The sequence below is a fragment of the Variovorax sp. OK605 genome (genome assembly GCF_900115445.1).
GTDB lineage: Bacteria > Pseudomonadota > Gammaproteobacteria > Burkholderiales > Burkholderiaceae_C > Variovorax.
This window is the reverse complement of the sequence record NZ_FOWL01000004.1, coordinates 185,071-205,700: the sequence shown is the minus strand read 5'-3', so window position 1 is coordinate 205,700 and position 20,630 is coordinate 185,071. Positions and strand designations below refer to the sequence as shown.

Sequence of the window (20,630 nt, the reverse complement as noted above, 5' to 3'; positions counted from 1 at the left end):
CCGCTTGCATCCGGTTCGAGTCGGTCGCTTCGGCGCATTCCGATGCACCTCGATGGGTGCGTCGCCGCTGTCCCTCCACTGTCCCTCCACCGTCTTTCCCTCTTTCTTTCGAACCAGGAGCCCGTCAATGACCCACCCGCTTCGCTTCCACCGCCGCACGCTGTGCCTTGCAGCCGTTGCCGCCGCCTGCCTTTCGCACGGCGCCTCGTTCGCCGCCGAGCCCATCAAGATCGGCCTGGTCACGGCGCTGTCGGGCCAGTCGGCGCTGGCCGGCGAAGCCATCACGCGCGGCCTCGCGGTGGCCATCGACGAGATCAACGCCAAGGGCGGCCTGCTGGGCGGGCGCAAGCTCGAGCTGGTGCGCCGCGACGACGAGGCCAACCCCGCCAAGGGCGTGGTGGCCGCGCGCGAACTGATCTTCAAGGAGAAGGTGGCCGTGCTGTTCGGCGGGCTCGACACGCCGGTGTCGATGGCCATCGTGCCCGTTGCCAACCAGGAGAGGACGCCCTTCATGGGCCCCTGGGCCGCGGGCACGCCCATCACCAAGAACGGCGCCAACCCCAACTACGCCTTCCGCGTATCGGCGGTCGACGAGATCGTCAACGTGGGCATGCTCGACTACGCGCAGAAGACGTTCAAGTCGAGCAAGTTCGGCATGATCCTGGTGAACAACCCGTGGGGCGAATCGAACGAGAAGGGCCTGCACGCCGCGCTCGCCGCCAAGGGCCTGAAGGCCGTGGGCGTGGAGAAGTTCGACGGCAACGACGTCGACGTGGTGCCGCAGCTCACGCGCCTGAAGGCCGCGGGCGCCGACATGCTCTTCATGGTCGGCAACGTCGGGCCGTCGGCGCAGGTGGTGAAGTCGCTCGACCGCATGGGCTGGCAGGTGCCCATCGTGTCGCACTGGGGCCCGGCGGGCGGCCGCTTCACCGAGCTGGCCGGCCCCAACGGCAAGAGCGTGCACTTCGTGCAGACCTACAGCTTCTTCGGCAAGCAGTCGCCGGTGGGCGAGCGGGTGATCGCCGCGCTCAAGGCCAAGTACCCGGCCATCAAGGGCCCGGACGACATCACGCCCGCCGTGGGCGTGGCCAACGCCTACGACGGCATGCAGTTGGCCGCGCTGGCCATCGCCGCCGCGGGCTCCACCGACGGCGACGCGGTGCGCCAGGGCTTCTACAAGATCGGCAGGTACGAAGGCCTCATCAAGACCTACGACAAGCCCTTCTCGCCCGCGGTGCACGACGCCGTGACCGCCAGCGACTACGTGTGGGCGCAGTTCATCGACAACCGCATCCTGCCCGTGGGCATGGTCGCGTCGAAGTAAACAAGAAAGAGAAAGAAGAGGACCGCGCGCAATGCTGCTTTCCGCATGGATCAGCGGGTTGGGGCTGGGGAGCATGTACGGGCTGATCGCCCTGGGCTTCTACGTCACCTACGCCGTTTCGGGCACCGTCAACTTCGCGCAGGGCAGCGCGATGATGCTGGGCGCGGTCTTCACCTTCTGGCTCGCGCGGACGCTGGGCTGGCCGATGCCGCTGGCCATCGCGGTGGCGCTCGCGCTGTGCGGCGTGTACGGACTGGTGGTCGAGTTCGTGGCGGTGCGCCCGTTCGCGAGCCGAGGCTCCGAGGCCTGGCTCATGGCCACGGTGGCGCTCGGCATCGTGGTCGACAACCTCGTGATGTTCACCTTCGGCAAGGAGCCGCGCAGCCTGCCGTCGCCGCTGGCGGTCACGCCGCTGCAGGTCGGCGACGTGGGGCTGGGCGTGTACCCGCTGCAGTTGCTGATTCCGGTGGCGGGGCTGGCACTGGCTGCCGCGCTGCACGTGGTGGCGCGGCGCACGCGCTGGGGCGTGGGCATGCTGGCCGTGGTGCAGAACCCGGCGGCCGCGCGGCTCATGGGCATTCCGATCCGGCGCGCGGTGGCCGCGGCCTTTGCGCTGTCGGCCGTGTTCGCGGGCGTGGCGGGCGTGCTGATCGCGCCGCTGTTCAACGTGCAGGCCGACATGGGCACGCTGTTCGGCCTGAAGGCCTTCGCGGTCGCCATCCTGGGCGGCATCACCAGCGCGTGGGGCGTGATGGGCGCGGGGCTGCTGTTCGGCCTGGCCGAGGCGCTCATCACCGCCACGCTGGGCTCGGGCTACACGCAGATACTGACCTTCGGCCTGGTGATCGTGGTGCTGGCGCTGCGGCCGCAAGGGCTCTTCGGCCGCGCGGCGGTGAAGAAGGTATGAGCGCCGCCGGCATGCGCTGGCCCGCGCTGATCGGGCTCGTGCTGACCATGGCGGCGGGCGTGGCGCTCGCGGCCACGGTCAACGGCTACTACGTCTTCGTGCTCGCCAACGTCGCGCTGTTCGCGATCGTGGGCATCGGGCTCAATGTGCTGCTCGGCCTCACGGGGCAGATGTCGTTCGGGCACGTGGGCTTCTATGCGATCGGCGCGTACGCGGTCGCCATCCTCACGAGCAAGGCCGGCTGGAGCTTCTGGGCCGCATGGCCGGTGGGCGCGCTCATCGCGGGCGCGATGGGCGCCTTGCTGGCGCTGCCTGCATTGCGCGCGAAGGGGCCTTACCTCGCGATGATCACCATCGCCTTCGGCTTCATCGTGGAGCACGCCATCGTCGAGGCGCGCGACCTCACGGGCGGGCAGAACGGCATCATGGGCATCGCCGGCCCGTCGCTCTTCGGCCTGGCGCAGGGCGAGCGCGCCGCGGCGATGCTGGCGGTGCTCACGGCCGGCGTGGCGCTCGTGGCCTTCGCGCTGCTGTCGCGCGGCGGCTGGGGCGCGGCGATGCGCGCGGTGCGCGACAGCGAGACGGCGGCCGAGTCGGTCGGGCTCGACCCGCTGCGCATCAAGACGGTGGCCTTCGCGCTGTCGGCGCTGTGCGCGGGCGCGGCGGGCGGGCTGTTCGCGCCGCTGTCGGGCTTCGTCACGCCGCACACCTTCGGCTTCGGGCAATCGATCCTGTTCGTGCTGGTCGTGATGATCGGCGGCGCCGGCTCGGTCGCCGGGCCGGTGGTGGGCGCGCTGGTGGTGGCGTTGCTGCCCGAGGTGCTGGCGAGCCTGGAGGAATACCGGCTGCTGTTCTTCGGCCTGCTGCTGCTGGTCGTGCTGTGGGCGGCACCGGACGGTGCCGCAGGGTTGTGGCGGCGCGTGACGGCGCGGTTCGCGAAGCGTCCGCCGGCGGTGCCGCTGCAAGCCGACGGCACCGGCCTGCCGTCGCGCCAGGCCGGCGCACCGATCCGAACCGACGGCCTCACGATGCAGTTCGGCGGCGTGCGCGCCGTGAGCGACCTGGCCTTCGGCACGCACGCGGGCGGCATCACCAGCCTGATCGGGCCGAACGGCGCGGGCAAGACGACCGTGCTGAACATGCTGAGCGGCTTCTACAGGCCCACGGGCGGCGGCTTCCGGCTGGGCGAGGCGCCGCTGCAGGGGCTGCGCGCCTTTCGCATCGCGCGCGCCGGCGTGGCGCGCACCTACCAGACCTCGCAGCTCTTCGGCAGCCTGAGCGTGGAAGACAACGTGGCGCTTGCGCTGGGGCGCGGCACGCTCGGGCCGCTGCTCGGCGCGCGGCGCTACCGCTCGGGCGCAGCGCGCGCGCAGGCGCGGCAGCTGCTGGCCTTCTGCGGCTATGCCGGTTCGCCCGACACGCCGGCGGCGGACCTCGCGCACGTCGACCGCCGGCTCGTGGAGATCGCACGCGCGCTGGCCACGTCGCCGCAGGCCCTGCTGCTCGACGAGCCCGCGGCCGGCCTCTCGCGCGAAGACAAGACGCAGCTCGCTGCGCTGCTGCAGCGCATCGCGGCGGCTGGCATCGGCGTGCTGCTGGTCGAGCACGACATGGAGCTGGTCATGGGCATCTCCAACCACCTCGTGGTGCTCGACGCGGGGCAACGGCTGGCCGTGGGCGACGTCGCCGCGATCCAGGCCGACCCGGCGGTGCGCAAGGCCTACCTGGGCGAAGCGCTGACGGCCGGCGCGTCCACCAAGGCCCCGCGCCCCGCCTTGGCGGCGGACGCGCCCGAGGTGCTCGGCATCGGCGCGCTGGTGGCGGGCTACGGTGCCGAGCCGGTGCTGCACGGCATCGACCTGCGCGTGCGGCGCGGCGAACTGGTGGCGCTGCTGGGTGCCAACGGCGCGGGCAAGTCGACGCTGATGCGCTCGCTGGCCGGGCTGCACCGGCCGGTGCAGGGCGGCATCCACCTCGAAGGCACCGAGCTCGCGGGCCTGCCGGCCGAACGCATCGTGGCGCGCGGGCTGGTGCTGGTGCCCGAAGGACGCCAGGTGTTCCCCGAGCTCAGCGTGCGCGACAACATCCGCCTGGGCGCGTTCCTCGACGGCCGCGACATCGACGCGCGCACCGAGGCGATGCTCGGGCGCTTCCCGCGCCTGCGCGAGCGGCTGCACCAGCGCGCGGGGCTGCTGTCGGGCGGCGAGCAGCAGATGCTGGCCATTGCGCGCGGGCTGATGTCTCGGCCGCGCGTGCTGCTGCTCGACGAGCCCTCGCTGGGGCTGGCGCCGAAGATCATCGCGGAGCTGTTCGAGGCGCTCGACGCGCTGCGCACCGAAGGCCTCACCGTGCTGCTGGTCGACCAGATGGCGGCGCTGGCGCTGGCGCTGTGCGACCGCGCCTATGTGATGGAAGGCGGGCGCATCGTGGCGCAGGGCAGCGCGGCCGAAATCGCCGCGGACGGTGCCTTGGCCAAGGCTTACCTGGGCGCCGGCTGAGCGCCGATTGAGCGCTGATTGAGCCCCTGAAGCCGCCCGATGCGGCTGTGCCGGCCTCCCGGCACAATCGCGCGATGCGTTTTTTCAAGGATCTGAGCCTCTCGGCTTTCACCGCGGGCTTCGTCGCCGTGCTCGTGGGTTTCACGAGTTCGGTGGCCATCGTGTTCCAGGCCGCCCAGGCCTTCGGCGCCACGCCGGAGATGGCGGCCTCGTGGATGTGGGCGCTGGGCATCGGCATGGGGCTGGCGTCGGCGCTGCCCTCGCTGTGGTGGCGCAAGCCCGTGATGATCGCCTGGAGCACGCCCGGCGCGGCCGTGCTGGCGGTGGCCGGCATGGGCTACAGCATGAACGAGGCGGTGGGCGCCTTCATCGTCTGCGCGGTGCTGATGGTGCTGGCGGGCGCCACCGGCTGGTTCGAGCGCGTGATGAACAGGATTCCCATGGCCATCGCCTCCGCGCTGCTCGCGGGCGTGCTGGCGCGTTTCGGGCTGGGCGCCTTCATCGCGGCGCAAACCGCGCTGCCGCTGGTGCTGCTGATGCTGGGCACCTACCTCGTCACCAAGCGGCTGCTGCCGCGCTACGCGGTGCCGCTCACGCTGGGGGTGGCCATCGTCTACGTGGCGGCGCGCGGCCAGCTGGCGTGGTCGGCGGTGCATTTCTCGCTCACCTGGCCGGTGTTCACGATGCCGGTCTTCAGCTGGCAGGCCATCGTGAGCCTGGCGCTGCCGCTGTTCGTGGTGACCATGGCCTCGCAGAACCTGCCGGGCGTGGCGGCCATTCGCGCGGCGGGCTATGGCGAGCTGCCGGTCAGCAAGCTCATCACCATCAGCGGGCTGACCACGCTGGTGCTGGCGCCCTTCGGCGCCTTCGCGCTGAACCTGAGCGCCATCACCGCGGCCATCTGCATGGGCCGCGAGGCGCACGAAGACCCGGCGCGGCGCTACACGGCGGCCGTGAGCTGCGGCGCCATCTATGTGGTGATCGGGCTGTTCGGCGCGGCCGTCACGGGCCTGCTCACCGCGTTCCCCAAGGAACTGGTCGCGGCCATCGCCGGGCTGGCGCTGCTGGGCACCATCGGCGGCGGGCTGGCGGCCGCGGTGCGCGACGAATCGCACCGCGAGGCGGCGCTCATCACCTTCCTGGTGACGCTTTCGGGCGTCACGCTGGCGGGCATCGGCTCGGCCTTCTGGGGCGTGGTGGCCGGGGCGGTGGCGCTGGCGGTGCAGCAGATCGGCCGCGAGCGACATCCGCGGCATCTGGAAAGACAGCCTGAAAAGGCCCCTGCCGGCAAGGACATCGCCGCTTCCGGCAACATCGCGCCCGATACCCCTGAGGCTGCCGTTCCCGGCGCCGGAAAGAACACCTGATGAAAAACATCCTCTTCGTCGCCGATCCGCTCGACCAGTTCAAGATCTACAAGGACACGACCTTCTCGATGATGCGCGAGGCGCAGCGCCGCGGCCATCGCATCGCGGCCTGCCTGCCGCAGGACATCCAGTGGAAATCGGGCGGTCAGGTGACGGCCAACGTGCAGCAGATCACGCTCACGGGCGACGCGAAGGACTGGTACACGGTCGACATCGCCGAGTCGAAGGCGCTGAAGGACTTCGACGCCGTGCTGATGCGCAAGGACCCGCCCTTCGACGCCGAGTACATCTACGCCACGCACCTGCTGCAGCAGGCCGAGCGCGAGGGCGCGCAGGTGGTGAACTCGCCGCGCGCGCTGCGCGACCACCCCGAGAAGCTCGCGATCATGGAGTTTCCGCAGTTCGTCACGCCCACGCTGGTCACGCGCAGCGCGCAGGCCGTGCGCGACTTCCACGCGGAGCACGGCGACATCATCCTCAAGCCGCTCGACGGCATGGGCGGCATGGGCATCTTCCGCGTGAAGCAGGACGCGCTGAACCTGGGCTCCATCGTCGAGACGCTCAACAAGGACGGCGCCGAGACCATCATGGTTCAGCGCTTCGTGCCGGAAGTGGTGCAGGGCGACAAGCGCATCCTGATCATCGCGGGCGAGCCGGCGCCCTTCGTGCTGGCGCGCATTCCGCAGGGCACCGAGGTGCGCGGCAACCTGGCCGCCGGCGGCAAGGGCGTGGCCCAGCCGCTCACCGCGCGCAACCGCGAGATCGCCGAGGCCGTGGGCCGCGCGCTGGCGCCGCGCGGGCTGCTGCTGATCGGGCTCGACGTGATCGGCGACTCGGTCACCGAGATCAACGTGACCAGCCCGACCTGCTTCCAGGAAATCACCGAGCAGACCGGCTTCGACGTGCCGAAGATGTTCATCGATGCGCTGGAAGCGCATTTGGCCGGCGCCTAGGCGAAGCCAGGGCCGGGGAACGATCAGAAGTCCAGCTGTGCCGACAGCGTGAAGGTGCGGGGAGCCCCCAGCACCAGGTAGCCGTTGTTCGGGTAGCCGCCCACCGAAGCCCAGTAGTTGCGGTTGGCCAAGTTGTCGATGCGCGCACGCAGCGTCACCAGCTTGCCGGCCACTTCGGTCACGTAGCGCGCGCCGATATCCACGCGCGTCCAGCCGGGCACGCTCAGCTTATTGGCTGCATCGGCGTAGCTGTGGCCAGTGTTCACGACACGGCCGTCCAGCGACAGGCCGCGCACGCCGGGTACGTCCCAGTCCAGGCCGATGCTGGCCTGAGTCTTGGGCACGCCGATCACGTTCTTGCCGTCGGTCGTCGCGTCGCCCGTGGAGCGCTGCTTGGCGTCCAGGAAGGTAATGCCGCCCAGCACGCGCAGGCCCTTGGTGATCTCGCCGAACGCGGTGAGCTCCATGCCCTGGTGGCGGTCCTTGCCTTCGGCCGCGTAGTAGCCTGCGCTGGTGACCAGCGCGCGCGGCTTATCGGTCGAGAAGAACGCCAGCGCGCCGCCGATGGTGCCGCCGTCGTACTTGACGCCGATTTCCTTCTGCTTCGACACATACGGGGCGAGCTGCGCGCCGGCATTGAGCACCGCGCCTGCTGTGGAGGTCGACGGTGCCGTCTCGCCCTTGCTCAGGCCTTCGATGTAGTTGGCGTAGAGCGAGACCTGCGGCTGCAGCTTGAACACGAAGCCAGCCATCGGACTGGTGCGGCTCTTCTCGTAGCCCGTGGGCGTGCCGGTGTCGTAGGCGAAGTCGGTGCTCTCAAGCTTTTGGCGGCGCACGCCGAGCGTGAGCTGGGCGCGATCGTTCATGAACGAGAGCGTGTCGCCGATGGCCAGACTGCTGAGCTTCGTCTGCGTCAGCAGCGAGGGGTTGTTCAGGTCGTTGCCGCGGAGGGCGCTCGCCGTGAACGGCGGAATGGCGTAGCCCGTAGGCGTGTAGATGCTGCTTTGCAGGTTGTTGAAGAAGTCCCACTGGTAGGCGTTCTTTTCCTTGAGCTCGTAGTACGAATATGAAGCCACGACCGTGTGATTGACGGGGCCCGTCGTGAACTTGCCGCGCACGCCGGTCTCGGCGGTGCGCGTGCTGTCTTGGCGCTGGTTCTCGAAGCGCGACATGTTGCCGGCGCCGAAGTTGTTGGTCACCGTGATGCCGGCCAGGGCGTTGCCCTCGTGGCTCTGGCGTGCGCCGCCCGCGATCCAGGCGGTCACGTTGTCGGTGATGTCGTATTCGCCGCGAACCGAGCCGAAGGTGTCGCGCTCATTGGAGTAGGTCCAGGGCTGGGCGTAGTTCGTTTTGTTGTCGGGCGCGGAAGGCACGAAGCTGACGTCGCTGCCGAGCGTGACGTTGGGGCGCGTGCGAGTGAGCCGGTGTTCCTGGTGGCCGATATCTGCCGAGATGCGGGCGTTGCGGCCGCGCCAGTCGAAGCCCACCGAGGCCACGTCGAGCTTGACCTGCTCGGCATCGACGCCCGTGCCGCCGTCGCGGTGCGCGGCATTCAGGCGGATGCCCAGGCTCTGGTCGGGGCCGAAGCGGCGCGCGATGTCGGTGGCCACGTAGCTTTGCGAACCGCTGGCCGTGCCGATGCTGACTTGCGTGAGCGGGTCGTTCGGCGCGCGCTTGGGCAGCAGGTTGATGTTGCCGCCGATGCCGCCGCCGGTGGGCGTGGCGCCGTTCAGGAAGGCGCTGGCGCCGCGCAGCACCTCGACGCGCTCGAACAGCTCCGATGAGATGTACTGGCGCGGCAGCAGGCCGTAGAGGCCGTTGTAAGCGATGTCGTCCGAATTCACCACGAAGCCGCGGATGAAGTACGACTCCTGGAAGTTGCCGAAGCCGCGTGCCACCCGCACCGAAGGGTCGTTCTGAAGCACGTCGCCGACGCTGCGGGCCTGCTGGTTCTGGATCAGCTCGTTGGTATAGCTGGTGCTCGAAAACGGCGAATCCATCATGTCTTGGTTGCCCAAGATCCCGACGCGTCCGCCGCGGGCCACCTGACCGCCAGCGAAAGGTTTGGTCAGGCCTTCAGCCGATGCGTCAGCGCTCGCCTCGACGGTGACCGTGGAAAGCGTCCCGCTCGATGCCGCGCCCACAGCCGGCTTTGCAGCGGTGCTTTGTGCCAGTGCTGCGACGGCGTTGAGCGCGAGCAGCGTTGCGACCACGGTCGGCCGGAGATAGAAGTGAGGAGCGGGCATGGACGGTTCGAAAAATGCAAATGAGAACCGTTATTGTTCATCTGTTTGCACCCGCCCACTGATACTTTGTTGCGCTGTTGCGAAAATGTGTCAGTAAAAAGCTCGCACTTTTGTTTGCAATCAGCGCCCCGCCAACTGCCCGTCCACGAACACATGCAGCTCGCCCGGCGCGAACTGCGTCCACGTCTCGTTGGTGGTGAGCGGCGCGGTCACCACCACGGCCACGCGGTCGGTGGGCGTGGTGTGCTGCGCGAAGTCGATGGCGAGGTCTTCGTCCGACAGCTGCGCCGTCACGAACGGGTGGCGGCGCTCCACGTACCAGAGGTTGGTGGAGGCATGCGCCCACAGCGCCTGGCCGTTGGACAGCATGAAGTTGAAGGTGCCGTGGCTCGCGAGCTGCGGCGCCAGTTCGCGCAGCGTGAGCGTCAGCTCCTCGATGCTCGGCACGCCGGCGTGCGACTTGGCCAGCTCCTGCATGATCCAGCAGAAGGCGTGCTCGCTGTCGGTGTTGCCCACCGGGTGGAAGTTGCCGTGCAGGCGCGGGCGAAAGTCCTTCAGGTCGCCGTTGTGGGCGAACACCCAGTAGCGGCCCCACAGCTCGCGCACGAAGGGGTGGCAGTTCTGCAGGTTCACCTCGCCCTGCGTCGCCTTGCGGATGTGCGCGATGACGTTGCGGCTTTGAATGGGGTAGCGGCGAATCAGCTCCGCCACCGGCGATTCGCACGCCGGCTGGTGGTCGACGAAATGGCGCAGCCCGCGGTCCTCGAAGAACGCGATGCCCCATCCGTCGGCATGGTGGTCGGTGCGGCCGCCGCGTTGCGCGAACCCCGTGAAGCTGAAGGTCACGTCGGTCGGCGTGTTGCAGTTCATCCCTAGCAATTGGCACATGGGTGCCATTAGAACGCGATTCGGCGCGTCCCTGGTTCGGCGCGGGCGTTCAGCTCGGCAGTTCAGCTCGGGTGTTCAGCGCAGGAACTTGCCTTCCTTCGTCACCCGCACCATCTCGATGAAGCGCGAACCCGTGTTGCTCGCGCCGGTGAAGTCGACCTCCATGTTGCTCACGCGCAGCTTCATGGTCTTGAGCGTGGCGTGCAGCCTGGCGCGCGTGAGGTCGCGCCCGGTGCGGCGCAGCGCCTCGATCATCACCATCGCGTTCACATAGCCCTCGTAGCTCAGGTAGCCGATGTCGACCTTGGCGCGCTCGGCCAGCTGGCGGTATTCCTTGGTGCCGGCATCGACCTCGCTCCACGGGTACGGCACGATCTGCGAAATGGCCAGCCCGCTGGTCTTGTCGCCCACCAGCCTGGCCGTGACGTCGCCCGGCACGATCGACATGCCGTAGAACATCTGGCGCCCGCCCGCGGCCCAGGCGCTCTTCATCACCTCGCCGCCGATGCCGCCGCCCAGGTACATGATCACGGCCTGCGCCTTGCTGTCGGCCAGCGTCTTGCCGGCGCTTTCGTTGGTCGAGCCGTCGCCTTTCACCGGCACGGCGGCCGCGGGCTTGAGTTGCAGCGCGGTCAGCGCGGTGTCGACCAGCTTGGCGACTTCCGCGCCGCCCGGGTTGTCCAGGTAGGCCACCGCGATGCGCGAGACGCCGATGGTCGTCAGGTGCTGCACCAGCGCCTGCGCCTCGCGCGCGAAGGTGGCGCGCACGAAGTAGCCGGAGCCCGCGACCTTCTCGCGCGCCGAATCCGACACGGCATAGCCGCCCACCATCGGCGCGCCGCTCTGGTTCAGCACCTTGGCCGCCGCCGCGGTGGTGCCCGAGCCCACGCAGCCGAAGAAGGCGAAGGCGCGGTGCTCGCCCAGCAGCTTCTCGTAGTTGGCCACGGCCTTCTCGGGCACGAGTTCGTCGTCGAGCGACACCAGCCTGATCTTGCGGCCCGCGAGCCCGCCCTGTGCATTGACGGTGTCGAAAGCCAGCCCCGCGCCGGCCATCACCACCTTGATGGGCGCGCCCAGCGGGCCGCTCAGGATGCCGGTGTGACCGAGCACGATCTCGCTGTCGCTGACACCGCTCTCCGAGGCATGAACGGAAGACAGAGGGCCAAGACTGGCCACGGCCGCAGCCGAGGCGGCAATGAAATTTCTGCGATGCATGGGGGATGGGCGGGCGCCGAGATACAACTGAAAACAATTGAATGCGAAAGCCCCGCCTTCCGCCGCCGGTGTTTACCCCGTGTTGCGCGCCGGCCCGTTCGGCGTGCTCGGCTGCTGGCGCAGTTGCCATGCCGCGCAGATCGCCAAGGCGCACAGCCCCGCCAGCATCGCGAACACCTCGTCGAACGCGGCCAGCCGCGCCGGGCTGGTCATCGGGTTGGCCAGCGAGTCGCCATGGGCCGCCAGCCGCCACTCGAGCACGATGGCGCACAGGCTCACGCCGGCCGCGCCGCCCAGCATGCGCACGAAGTTGATGGCGCTCGCGCCCTGCGGAATGAGCGGCTTGGCCAGCGGCCGCATCGAGCCCAGGTTGAGCGAGGGCAGGATGAAGCCCAGCCCGATGCGCCCGATCACGGCAAAGGCCACCAGCAGCCACAGCGCGCTGTCCAGCCGCAGCACCATCATCAGCGCGAACGAGGCGGCCAGCAGCGCCAGGCCGATGGTCACCAGCAGCCAGGTCGGGTGCCTGTCGGCCAGCCGGCCCACGCCGGCGATGGTCAGCGCCAGCACCAGGCCCGCCGGCAGCAGGATGGTGCCCACGTGCGAGGCCGACAGCTGCAGCCCCACCTGCATGTACACCGGCAGCAGGTAGGTCGAGCCGAACAGCGCCGTGCCGTAGATGAAGGCCACCACGCTGCCCATGGCGAACTGCCGGTACTTGAAGAGCGCCAGGTTCATCAGCGGCGTGCCGCCCGCGGCCGCCAGCCGGCGCTGCCACCACACGAAGGCGGCGAACGAAGCCAGCGCGCCGGCCAACAGCAGCGCGGCCTGCAGCGGTGAATCGCCGCGCAGCTCGACCAGCCCGTTCAGCAGGCACAGCGTGCCCACCGTGCCCAGCGCGAGGCCGCGCGCGTCGAGGCCGCTGCCGCGCACCGCGGCCACGCCGCCGGGCGCGGTCTTGGGCACGAACTTGTAGGCCAGCCAGATCGAGGCCAGGCAGAACGGCACCACCATGAAGAAGATCGAGCGCCAGCCGAACAGGTCGACCAGCACCCCGCCGATGCTCGGTCCGATGGCCGGCGCCAGCACCACGCCCATGCCGAAGATGCCGCTCGCGCGTCCCTGCTCGTGCGGCTCGAAGGCGCGCAGGATGATGATGGCCGGAATGGGCTGCACCACGCCCGCGGCCAGCCCTTCGGCCACGCGCGCGAACAGCACCAGCGAGAAGTTGTTGGCCAGCCCGCCCACGATGCCGCCCACCAGCAGCAACAGCATCGTGCCCACGTAGGTGCGGCGGTAGCCGTAGCGCGACAGCAGCCACGGCGTGGTGAGCATCGACACCGTCATCGCCACCATGAAGCCCGAGCTCACCCACTGCGCGCGCTCCTGGCCCAGCGAGAAGTGGTGGCTCATGCCGGGGATCGCCACGTTGACGATGGTCGAGGACATGATCGACGCCATTGTCCCCACCATGACCGAGAGCAGCAGGTACCAGCGGTAGCGCTCGCCGTAGCGCTCGCGCAGGGTGCCGATGGTGGGGATGCCGGGGGTGCCGGGGATGCCGGGGATGGGCGGCGTGGCCGGCGTGGTCGCGGCTTCAGGTGTCTGTGGGGGTGTCATGGGGCGGCGGAATGTCTCGGGTCCGTCGTCCTACAAGCATATCGGCGATTGCATGGCGGAAGGCGGGGCGGCGAATCGCACAATGCAGCGGCTGTCTCCTCCGCGTCAAGACCCATACAACAAATGAACTCACCCGTGAACGACCCCGCCGGCATGCCGCCCTCTCCCGAAGGCGCCCCCACGCTCGCCACGGAACTGGCCGCGCCGACGGTCACGCGGTCCTACCGCTGCCAGTGCGGGCGCCCGGTGTTCCTGCGCAACAGCCAGTGCCTGGCCTGCCACACGCCGCTGGGCTACGTGATCGACCGCCTGGGCGTGATGCCGCTCGCACCGGCCGAAGGCGGCGGCGCGCAGCCCGACACCTTCACCGTGTTCGGCGACCCGAACGGCCCCACCTACCGCCGCTGCGCGAACCTCATGACCCCCGCGGCCTGCAGCTGGATGGTGCCCGCCGCGCGCGACGGCGAGGCGCCGCCCGCCGACGTGCACGGCCTCGCGCCGGGCTACTGCCTCGCGTGCAGCGTGACGCGCACCATTCCCGACCTGTCGCAGGAGGTCAACGGCGTGTTCTGGGGCAAGCTCGAGCAGGCCAAGCGCCGCCTCATCTCGCAGCTGCTGGCGCTGGGCCTGCCGGTGGTGAGCCGCCATGCCGACCCGGTGCACGGCCTGGCCTTCGACTTCCTCAGCAACATGCCCGGCGGCCCGCACGTGATGACGGGCCACGACGACGGCGTGATCACGCTGAACGCCGAGGAGGCCGAGGACGCCGTGCGCGAGCGCATCCGCGCCGAGATGCGCGAGCCCTACCGCACGCTGCTGGGCCACTTCCGCCACGAGATCGGCCACTACTACTGGGACTTGCTGGTGCTGCCCACGCCGTGGATCGACGACTTCCGCGCGCTCTTCGGCGACGACCGCGCCGACTACGCCGCCGCGCTGCAGACCCACTACGACCAGGGTCCGCCGCCCGACTGGGCCGACCGCTTCGTGAGCAGCTACGCCAGCACGCACCCGTGGGAGGACTGGGCCGAGACCTGGGCCCACTACCTGCACATGGCCGACACGGCCGACACGGCGATGAGCTTCGGCGTCGACGCCACCAACGTCGAACTCACCAGCGACCTCTTCACGCCCGACGACCTGTGGCAGCCCGGCCATGCGGACGCCGGCAAGTTCCTGGACTTCATCAACGGCTGGGTGCGGCTGACCAACGTGCTCAACGAGCTGTCGCGCAGCATGGGCCAGCCCGACTACTACCCCTTCGTGCTGCCGCGCGCGGCGGTGGGCAAGCTGCAGTTCATCCACCAGGTGGTCACGCAGCAGAGGCCGGGCGATGCGCCGACGATGGTGGTGGCCAGCGAGGTGGCGGCAGCCGTGCCCGAACAGGCGGCAGAGCCGGCGCAGGCGCAATCCCAGTCGCAATCGCAATCGCAATCGCAATCGCAATCCCAGTCGCAGGGGTTCGTTCAGTCCTGAGGCAAGGGCGTGCCCGTCGTGCCTGTTGCGCAGCGCTGGCAGATGCACGCCAGCCCGCGCATCGACTCCGGCAGGTTCGTCAGCGGTGCCTTGCTGAAGTCGACCTGCATGCACCAGCACGGCGGCTGCGCCTGGCCGGTCTCGCGTTCGATCTCCATCGCACAGCGGTTCTGTTCGCCGCACAGCGGGCAGCGCGTGGCGTCGATCAGGCCGGGGCCCGCGGTGGCCATGGTCATGCGATCTCGAAGGCCGGCAGCTTCTTCGCGACGGCCACGTTGCGCAGCGTCACGTACACCGGCAGGCCGCCGCGGTAGGCCGGATAGTCCTCGCCTTCGATCAGCGGCAGCAGGTAGCGCCGGCATTTCTCGGTGATGCCGTAGCCGTCGTCCGAGATGAAATCGCGCGGCATCGGCTTCTCGACATTGGCCACCGATTCGAGCGGCGCGCTGCCCAGGGTGTAGGCATAGGGCAGGTCGGACGTGCGCTCGATGGTCGGCATCACCGCGTTGCGGCCTTCCAGTGCGAGCTCGACCGCGCGCTGGCCCAGCTCGTAGGCCTGCTTCACGTCGGTGGCCGAGGCAATGTGGCGCGCCGCGCGCTGCAGGTAGTCGGCCACGGCCCAGTGGAACTTGTGGCCCAGCGCGTCCTTCACCATCTGCGCCACCACCGGCGCCGCGCCGCCGAGCTGCGCATGGCCGAACGCATCGCGCGTGCCCTGCTCGGCCAGGAAGGTGCCGTCGGGGTGGTGGCAGCCTTCGGACACCACCACCGAGCAGTAGCCGTGCTGCTTCACCAGTTCGTCGACCCGCGCGATGAAGCGCGCCTTGTCGAACGCGATCTCCGGGAACAGCACCACCACCGGAATGCCCTGGTCCGCCGCGAGGCCGCCGGCCGCCGCGATCCAGCCCGCGTGCCGCCCCATCACCTCGAGCACGAACACCTTGGTGGACGTGGCCGCCATCGAGCGCACATCGAACGAGGCCTCGATGGTCGATACCGCCACGTACTTCGCGACCGAGCCGAAGCCCGGGCAGCAGTCGGTCAGCGGCAGGTCGTTGTCGATGGTCTTGGGCACGTGGATGGCCTGCAGCGGGTAGCCCATCGACTGCGACAGCTGGCTCACCTTGAAGCAGGTGTCGGCCGAGTCGCCGCCCCCGTTGTAGAAGAAGTAGCCGATGCCGTGCGCCTTGAACACCTCGATGAGCCGTTCGTACTCGCGGCGGTTCTTCTCGAGCGACTTGAGCTTGTAGCGGCACGAGCCGAACGCGCCCGACGGCGTGCTGCGCAGCGCCGCAATGGCCTCGGCCGATTCGGCGCCGGTGTCGATCAGCTCTTCGGCGAGCGCGCCGATGATGCCGTTGCGCCCGGCATAGAGCTTGCCGATGCGGTCCGGGTGCCGGCGTGCCGTCTCGATCACGCCGCAGGCCGACGCGTTGATGACCGAGGTGACGCCGCCCGACTGGGCGTAGAAGGCATTGGTGAGATGGGTGGACATGGAATTCCTTCGCGCGCGGGGAGGGCCATTCTGGCGCAATCGCCTCCGTCAGGCCAACCGCGGGGCCAACCGCCAAGCCGGCGATTCGGCCGCGATTACAGTTCCTTTCCTTGGGCGCCGTGCACTGGCGCCGCAGAGCCATCCAAGGAGTCCTTCAGTGAGCATCTTTTCCCGTTTCTTCGGCCGCAAGGACGAACCGGCCGACGCTGGCGCGCTGGTGGCCAACCCCGACCTGGAAGATCCCGTCGCGCTGACGGTCCTGTTCCCCGATGCGCAGAAGATCGACATCGCCGCGCTCGGCCAGGCGCTGCGCGCCTACCACCGGTCGACCGGCGACGCGCGTTGCGAGGTCTCGCCCGACCCGGGCGCCTTCATCGCGCTGGTGGGCTGGCGAAAGCACGTGGTGCGGCTGGTCGGCTTCGATGCGCCGATGCCGGCCGACGCGCTCGAGGCCTGCGTCGCACCGGCGCACTACCCGCAGGAACTCAAGGCGCAGGTGCGCGCCCACCGCGGCCACGTGATCCTCTACTACGCCGGGCGCGAAGCCTCGGTGCTCGAGCAGTACGTCGCGCTGGCCACCGTGGCCGGCGCGCTGGCCCGCCTCGGGGCACTGGCGGTGGTGAACGAGGCGGCCCGCACCTCGATGCCGGCGGCCGTGTTCGACGCCGACGCCGGAAACGGGGGCGACAGCATCGAGCTGCTGCGCGAGCTCGACCTGCCCGCGCTGTACTGCGGATTCGTCAAGTACGAGGTCGAAGGCGTCCAGGGCGTGTGGATGCGCACCCATGGCGCCGACCGCTTCGGCCATCCCGACTTCGCCGTGCTGGCCGAGGGCCACCACGAGGGCCAGACCTACTTCCAGCTGTTCGGCAACGTCCTGCGCTACCTGGTCGACAGCGGTGCGGAAATGGGGGCGGGCCACACCATGCAGGTGGGCGAGGACCGCTTCATGCGGCTGCGCGCGCCGGCCGAGACCGAGTACTTTCTCGACGGCCCCGGCACGGTGATGGTGGCCGAGATGATCGGCGCCGACGAGATCGGGCAGCGGCCCCACTGAGACGGCGCCCGGGCCATGCAAGCCCGGCCCGGCGAGCCTGTCGCTCAGCGGCCCGGAAACTCGGGCGCGCGCTTCTGCAGGAACGCGCTCACGCCCTCGCGGAAGCTCGGGCTGTCGATCAGCTCGCGCTGGCGCTCGCTCTCGTAGTGCAGCTGCTCCTTCAGCGTGTGGCGCTCCGAGGCCTCGAAGGCTTCGCGCGCCTCGACCACCGCGTGCGCCGGCAGGCGCGCCAGGCGCAGCGCGATGCCCCTGGCTTCCTCCAGCAGCTGCTCGTCGTCCACGCAGGCCCAGATCAGGCCCCACTGCACGGCACGCCCCGCGCCCACGCGCTCGTCGAGCAGCGCCATGCCCATGGCGCGCGCGCGGCCCGCGCGGCGCGGAATGGCCCAGGTGCAGCCCAGGTCGGGCACGATGCCCAGCTTGGGCAGGAAGGGCAGGTAGAAGTACGCGCTGCGCGCCGCGATGGTCACGTCGGCCGCCAGCGCCAGGCCCACGCCCGCGCCGGCCGCCGGGCCGTTCACGGCAGCCACCACCGGCACCGGCAGCGTGCGCAGCGTTTCGATCAGCGGGTTGCTGAGCGTCTGCATCCACTCGGCCGTCTGCGTGCCCAGCGACTTGCCTTCTTCTCCCGGTGACATCGCGCTCAGGTCCGCGCCCACGCAGAAGGCCTTGCCCGCGCCCGTGAGGATCACGGCGCGCACCGCGCGGTCGTCGCGGATGCGCTCCAGCGTGTCGCGCAACTCGACCTGCAGGTCGCGCGCGATGGGGTTGAGCTTGGCGGGCAGGTTCAGCGTGAGTGTCGCGATGCCGTCGTTCAGCTCGCAGAGGACGAAGGGCTGGTCGCTCGTCTTCGGCGTCATCTTCAGAGCCTTTCGACGATGGTCACGTTGGCCATGCCGCCGCCTTCGCACATGGTCTGCAGGCCGTAGCGCTTGCCGCGCTGGCCCAGGGCATGAATCAGCGTGGTCATCAGCTTGGTGCCCGAGGCGCCCAGCGGATGGCCCAGCGCGATGGCGCCGCCGTTCACGTTCAGGCGCGCCGGGTCGGCGTCCAGCGCCTGCAGCCACGCGATGGGCACGGGCGCGAAGGCTTCGTTCACTTCGTGCAGGTCGATGTCGCCGATGCTCATGCCGGCCTTCTTCAGCGCACGCTGCGTGGCCGGCAGCGGGGCCTCCAGCATGATGACCGGGTCGTGCCCCATCACGCTCATGTGGTGGATGCGCGCGAGCGGCTTCACGCCCAGCGCCTTCAGGCCGCGCTCGTTCACCACCAGCACGCCGCTGGCGCCGTCGCAGATCTGGCTCGCGGTGGCCGCCGTGCAGCGTCCGCCCTCGGCGATGAGCTTCACGCCCGCGATGCCTTCCAGCGTGGCCTCGAAGCGGATGCCTTCGTCCACCGTGTGCTGTTCGCCGCTGCGCGTGCCGTCGGCCAGCAGCACGTCGATGGGCACGATCTCGTCGTTGAAGACGCCCGCACGGGTCGCGGCGATGGCGCGGTGGTGGCTCTCGAGCGCATAGCGGTCGAGCGCGTCTTTCTGGATGCCGTAGTTCTGCGCGATCATCTCCGCGCCGGTGAACTGGCTGAACTCCACGCCGGGGTAGCGCGCCTTCATGGCCGGGCTCATGTAGCTGCCCAGGCCCGCCTTGGCCGGCAGCACGTTGGGCGTGAACATGGGCACGCGCGTCATGCTCTCGACGCCGCCCGCGATCACCGCGTCCATGGCGCCCGACATCACGGCCTGCGCCGCGAAGTGCAGCGCCTGCTGCGACGAGCCGCATTGCCGGTCGACCGAGGTGCCCGGCACCGACTCGGGCAGCTTCGAGGCCAGCACCGCGTTGCGCGCGATGTTGGTGGCCTGTTCGCCCACCTGGCTCACGCAGCCGAGGATCACGTCCTCCACCGCCGCGGGGTCGATGCCGCTGCGCGCCAGCAGCGCGTCGATCACCTGTGCCGCCAGGTCCGCCGGGTGCCAGCCCGCGAGCTTGCCGCCGCGCCGGCCGCCGGCCGTGCGCGCCGCGGCCACGATGTATGCCTCTGCCATCTTCATGTCCTTCACGAAAGGGAAATCGGGGAGGTCCGGACGCAAAAAAGCCGCCCGTCACGAACAACGGCGGCCAGCGATGCGAGGGAGCTCATGGGCATCGATGGTTCGACGCCCATGGAGCCGGGTCAAGCCGGGGACAACCCGTGGGGCAGAAGTCGCCAAGGCGACCGCGCGCGTGCGCGCCGCGCCAGCGGGATCGCAGCCGGTTGCGCGTCCGACACGGTGATGCACGAGGCTTCCAGCGCCGACACCAGCACGCGCCGGTGGTCGGTGCTTTCGAAGCGCTCGCCCGGTGCCAGCACGATGTCGCGCGGATCGCGGTCCAGCGTGACCCAGACCGAACCGCTGCGGCACTCGATGCCCACGCCGGCGCCGTCGGGCACGGCGAAGACGGCGCGCGTGGGCAGGCTCACGTGGAAGCGGGAGGCATCCGAGGACGGGTAAGACGGGCAGGAAGAGAGGGTGGCGGTGCTCATGGCAAGCTCCATTGCATTCGTGATACGAATGAATATAGTGAGCCGACGCCCTCTTTACACGCGGTCATTCGGAACTCGTTGCATGCACCCAGAGAATGCGAAAGCGCTTGGCGCCCCCGGCGCAGCTGGCGGCAGCGGCGGTGAGCTGCCGCCGCTCGAGCTGCTGCGCAGCTTCGAGGCGGCCGCGCGCCGGCTGAGCTTCACGCTGGCGGCCGGCGAGCTGCACCTCACGCAATCCGCCGTGAGCCGGCAGATCCAGCAGCTCGAGGCCCACCTGGGCGTTCTGCTGTTCGAGCGCCGCCACCGCGCGCTGTCGCTCACCGAGGCCGGCGGCGTGCTGCAGCGTGCCGTCACCGACAGCCTGGAGCGGTTGCGCGACGCCACGGCGCGCGTGCGCGCGAGTTCCGCGCCGCGCCAGGTGGCCATCACCACCACGCCGGGCTTCGCATCGCTGTGGCTCATTCCGCGGCTCGCGCGCTTCACCGGCAACCATCCGCAGGTCGACGTGCGCGTGTCGGCCACGCTCGACGTGCTCGACCTGGAGCGCAGCCGCATCGACGTCGCCGTGCGGCTCATGCCGATCGCCAGGGGCGTGGGCCCCGCGCTGTTCGAGGAAACGGTGGTGCCGCTGTGCTCGCCCGCGCTGGCCCATGCCCTGCGCGTGCCCGCCGACCTGGCCAGGCTCACGCTGCTGACGGTCGACTACCCCGATCACAGCGAAGCGCCCACGGCCGACTGGGAGCCGTGGCTCAAGGTGATGGGGCTGGACGACCTGCGCATGAAGAGCACGCTGCGCTTCACGCAATACGCCGACGCCGTGGCCGCCGCGGTGGCGGGGCAGGGCGTGGTCATCGGGCGGCTGCCGCTGCTTCGCGAACTGCTGCGCGAAGGGCGGCTGGTGGCGCCGCTGGGCGAGGGCGCGGCGTCGCGCCGCGGCTATTTCGTCGAGACCGCGAGGCGCGCCGCAGGCAACCGCGACGCGCTGGAGTTCGCGCAATGGCTGCGCGACGAGGCCGAGCAGATGGAAACGGCGCAGCGAGCCTGAAAGGCCCGCCGCGCCGGAG

17 protein-coding genes are annotated in these 20,630 nt (G+C 69.9%); 8 read left to right on the top strand and 9 right to left on the bottom strand.

What is annotated here, in order from left to right; genetic code table 11:
• Positions 1-127: 127 nt before the first annotated feature.
• From BM013_RS12475 to gshB, 5 genes are all read left to right on the top strand, one after another.
• Entirely contained in the window at positions 128-1,324 is a 1,197-nt protein-coding gene (locus BM013_RS12475) for an ABC transporter substrate-binding protein (RefSeq protein WP_093127268.1), read from the top strand.
• 31 nt (positions 1,325-1,355) lie between these two features.
• Positions 1,356-2,231 (top strand): branched-chain amino acid ABC transporter permease, encoded by an 876-nt coding sequence (locus tag BM013_RS12470; RefSeq protein ID WP_093127266.1) that lies wholly within the window; start codon positions 1,356-1,358, stop codon positions 2,229-2,231.
• The gene (locus BM013_RS12465; protein ID WP_218153655.1) at positions 2,228-4,729 is read left to right on the top strand and encodes a branched-chain amino acid ABC transporter ATP-binding protein/permease; all 2,502 of its coding nucleotides are present in this window, start codon (positions 2,228-2,230) and stop codon (positions 4,727-4,729) included. Before BM013_RS12470 ends, BM013_RS12465 begins: the two co-directional genes overlap by 4 nt.
• 74 nt (positions 4,730-4,803) lie before the next feature.
• Positions 4,804-6,096 (top strand): benzoate/H(+) symporter BenE family transporter, encoded by a 1,293-nt coding sequence (locus BM013_RS12460; protein ID WP_093127264.1) that lies wholly within the window; start codon positions 4,804-4,806, stop codon positions 6,094-6,096.
• Complete coding sequence (gene gshB, locus BM013_RS12455; RefSeq protein ID WP_093127261.1) at positions 6,096-7,049, top strand: glutathione synthase; 954 nt, start codon at positions 6,096-6,098, stop codon at positions 7,047-7,049. The genes BM013_RS12460 and gshB overlap by 1 nt, the downstream gene beginning before the upstream one ends.
• A gap of 23 nt (positions 7,050-7,072) precedes the next feature.
• On the opposite strand, the gene BM013_RS12450 is transcribed toward gshB, so the two are convergent.
• The 4 genes from BM013_RS12450 to BM013_RS12435 form a co-directional block, all read right to left on the bottom strand.
• Complete coding sequence (locus tag BM013_RS12450) at positions 7,073-9,295, bottom strand: TonB-dependent receptor (RefSeq protein WP_093127258.1); 2,223 nt, start codon at positions 9,293-9,295, stop codon at positions 7,073-7,075.
• A 120-nt stretch (positions 9,296-9,415) separates the two neighbouring features.
• A complete protein-coding gene (locus BM013_RS12445; protein WP_093127256.1) occupies positions 9,416-10,183 on the bottom strand; it encodes a class II glutamine amidotransferase in 768 nt (255 codons plus the stop codon).
• Positions 10,184-10,258: 75 nt separating this feature from the next.
• Complete coding sequence (locus BM013_RS12440; protein ID WP_093127254.1) at positions 10,259-11,398, bottom strand: ABC transporter substrate-binding protein; 1,140 nt, start codon at positions 11,396-11,398, stop codon at positions 10,259-10,261.
• 72 nt (positions 11,399-11,470) lie between these two features.
• Positions 11,471-13,018 (bottom strand): DHA2 family efflux MFS transporter permease subunit, encoded by a 1,548-nt coding sequence (locus tag BM013_RS12435; protein ID WP_177225469.1) that lies wholly within the window; start codon positions 13,016-13,018, stop codon positions 11,471-11,473.
• A 123-nt stretch (positions 13,019-13,141) separates the two neighbouring features.
• Here BM013_RS12435 and BM013_RS12430 point away from each other — a divergent pair, with 123 nt between their 5' ends.
• Positions 13,142-14,494 carry a zinc-binding metallopeptidase family protein gene (locus BM013_RS12430; RefSeq protein WP_093127251.1) on the top strand — a complete coding sequence of 451 codons (1,353 nt, stop codon included), beginning with the start codon at positions 13,142-13,144 and terminating at the stop codon, positions 14,492-14,494.
• Here BM013_RS12430 and BM013_RS12425 read toward each other — a convergent pair.
• Positions 14,485-14,730 (bottom strand): cysteine-rich CWC family protein, encoded by a 246-nt coding sequence (locus BM013_RS12425; RefSeq protein WP_093127249.1) that lies wholly within the window; start codon positions 14,728-14,730, stop codon positions 14,485-14,487. The two genes, BM013_RS12430 and BM013_RS12425, sit on opposite strands and share 10 nt — an antisense overlap.
• Positions 14,727-15,989, bottom strand: coding sequence for a 6-phosphofructokinase (locus BM013_RS12420; RefSeq protein ID WP_093127247.1), 1,263 nt, complete (start codon positions 15,987-15,989; stop codon positions 14,727-14,729). The genes BM013_RS12425 and BM013_RS12420 overlap by 4 nt, the downstream gene beginning before the upstream one ends.
• A gap of 157 nt (positions 15,990-16,146) precedes the next feature.
• On the opposite strand from BM013_RS12420, the gene BM013_RS12415 reads away from it, so the two are divergent.
• The gene (locus BM013_RS12415; RefSeq protein WP_093127244.1) at positions 16,147-17,046 is read left to right on the top strand and encodes a DUF4261 domain-containing protein; all 900 of its coding nucleotides are present in this window, start codon (positions 16,147-16,149) and stop codon (positions 17,044-17,046) included.
• A 44-nt stretch (positions 17,047-17,090) separates the two neighbouring features.
• On the opposite strand, the gene BM013_RS12410 is transcribed toward BM013_RS12415, so the two are convergent.
• The 3 genes from BM013_RS12410 to BM013_RS12400 form a co-directional block, all read right to left on the bottom strand.
• The gene (locus tag BM013_RS12410; protein ID WP_093127241.1) at positions 17,091-17,906 is read right to left on the bottom strand and encodes an enoyl-CoA hydratase-related protein; all 816 of its coding nucleotides are present in this window, start codon (positions 17,904-17,906) and stop codon (positions 17,091-17,093) included.
• 2 nt (positions 17,907-17,908) lie between these two features.
• Positions 17,909-19,087 carry an acetyl-CoA C-acetyltransferase gene (locus tag BM013_RS12405; protein ID WP_093128082.1) on the bottom strand — a complete coding sequence of 393 codons (1,179 nt, stop codon included), beginning with the start codon at positions 19,085-19,087 and terminating at the stop codon, positions 17,909-17,911.
• Positions 19,088-19,215: 128 nt separating this feature from the next.
• Positions 19,216-19,566: a DUF2917 domain-containing protein gene (locus BM013_RS12400; RefSeq protein WP_256219913.1), complete on the bottom strand. Its 351-nt coding sequence runs from the start codon at positions 19,564-19,566 to the stop codon at positions 19,216-19,218.
• 82 nt (positions 19,567-19,648) lie between these two features.
• On the opposite strand from BM013_RS12400, the gene BM013_RS12395 reads away from it, so the two are divergent.
• Entirely contained in the window at positions 19,649-20,611 is a 963-nt protein-coding gene (locus tag BM013_RS12395; protein ID WP_093127234.1) for a LysR substrate-binding domain-containing protein, read from the top strand.
• Positions 20,612-20,630 lie beyond the last annotated feature (19 nt).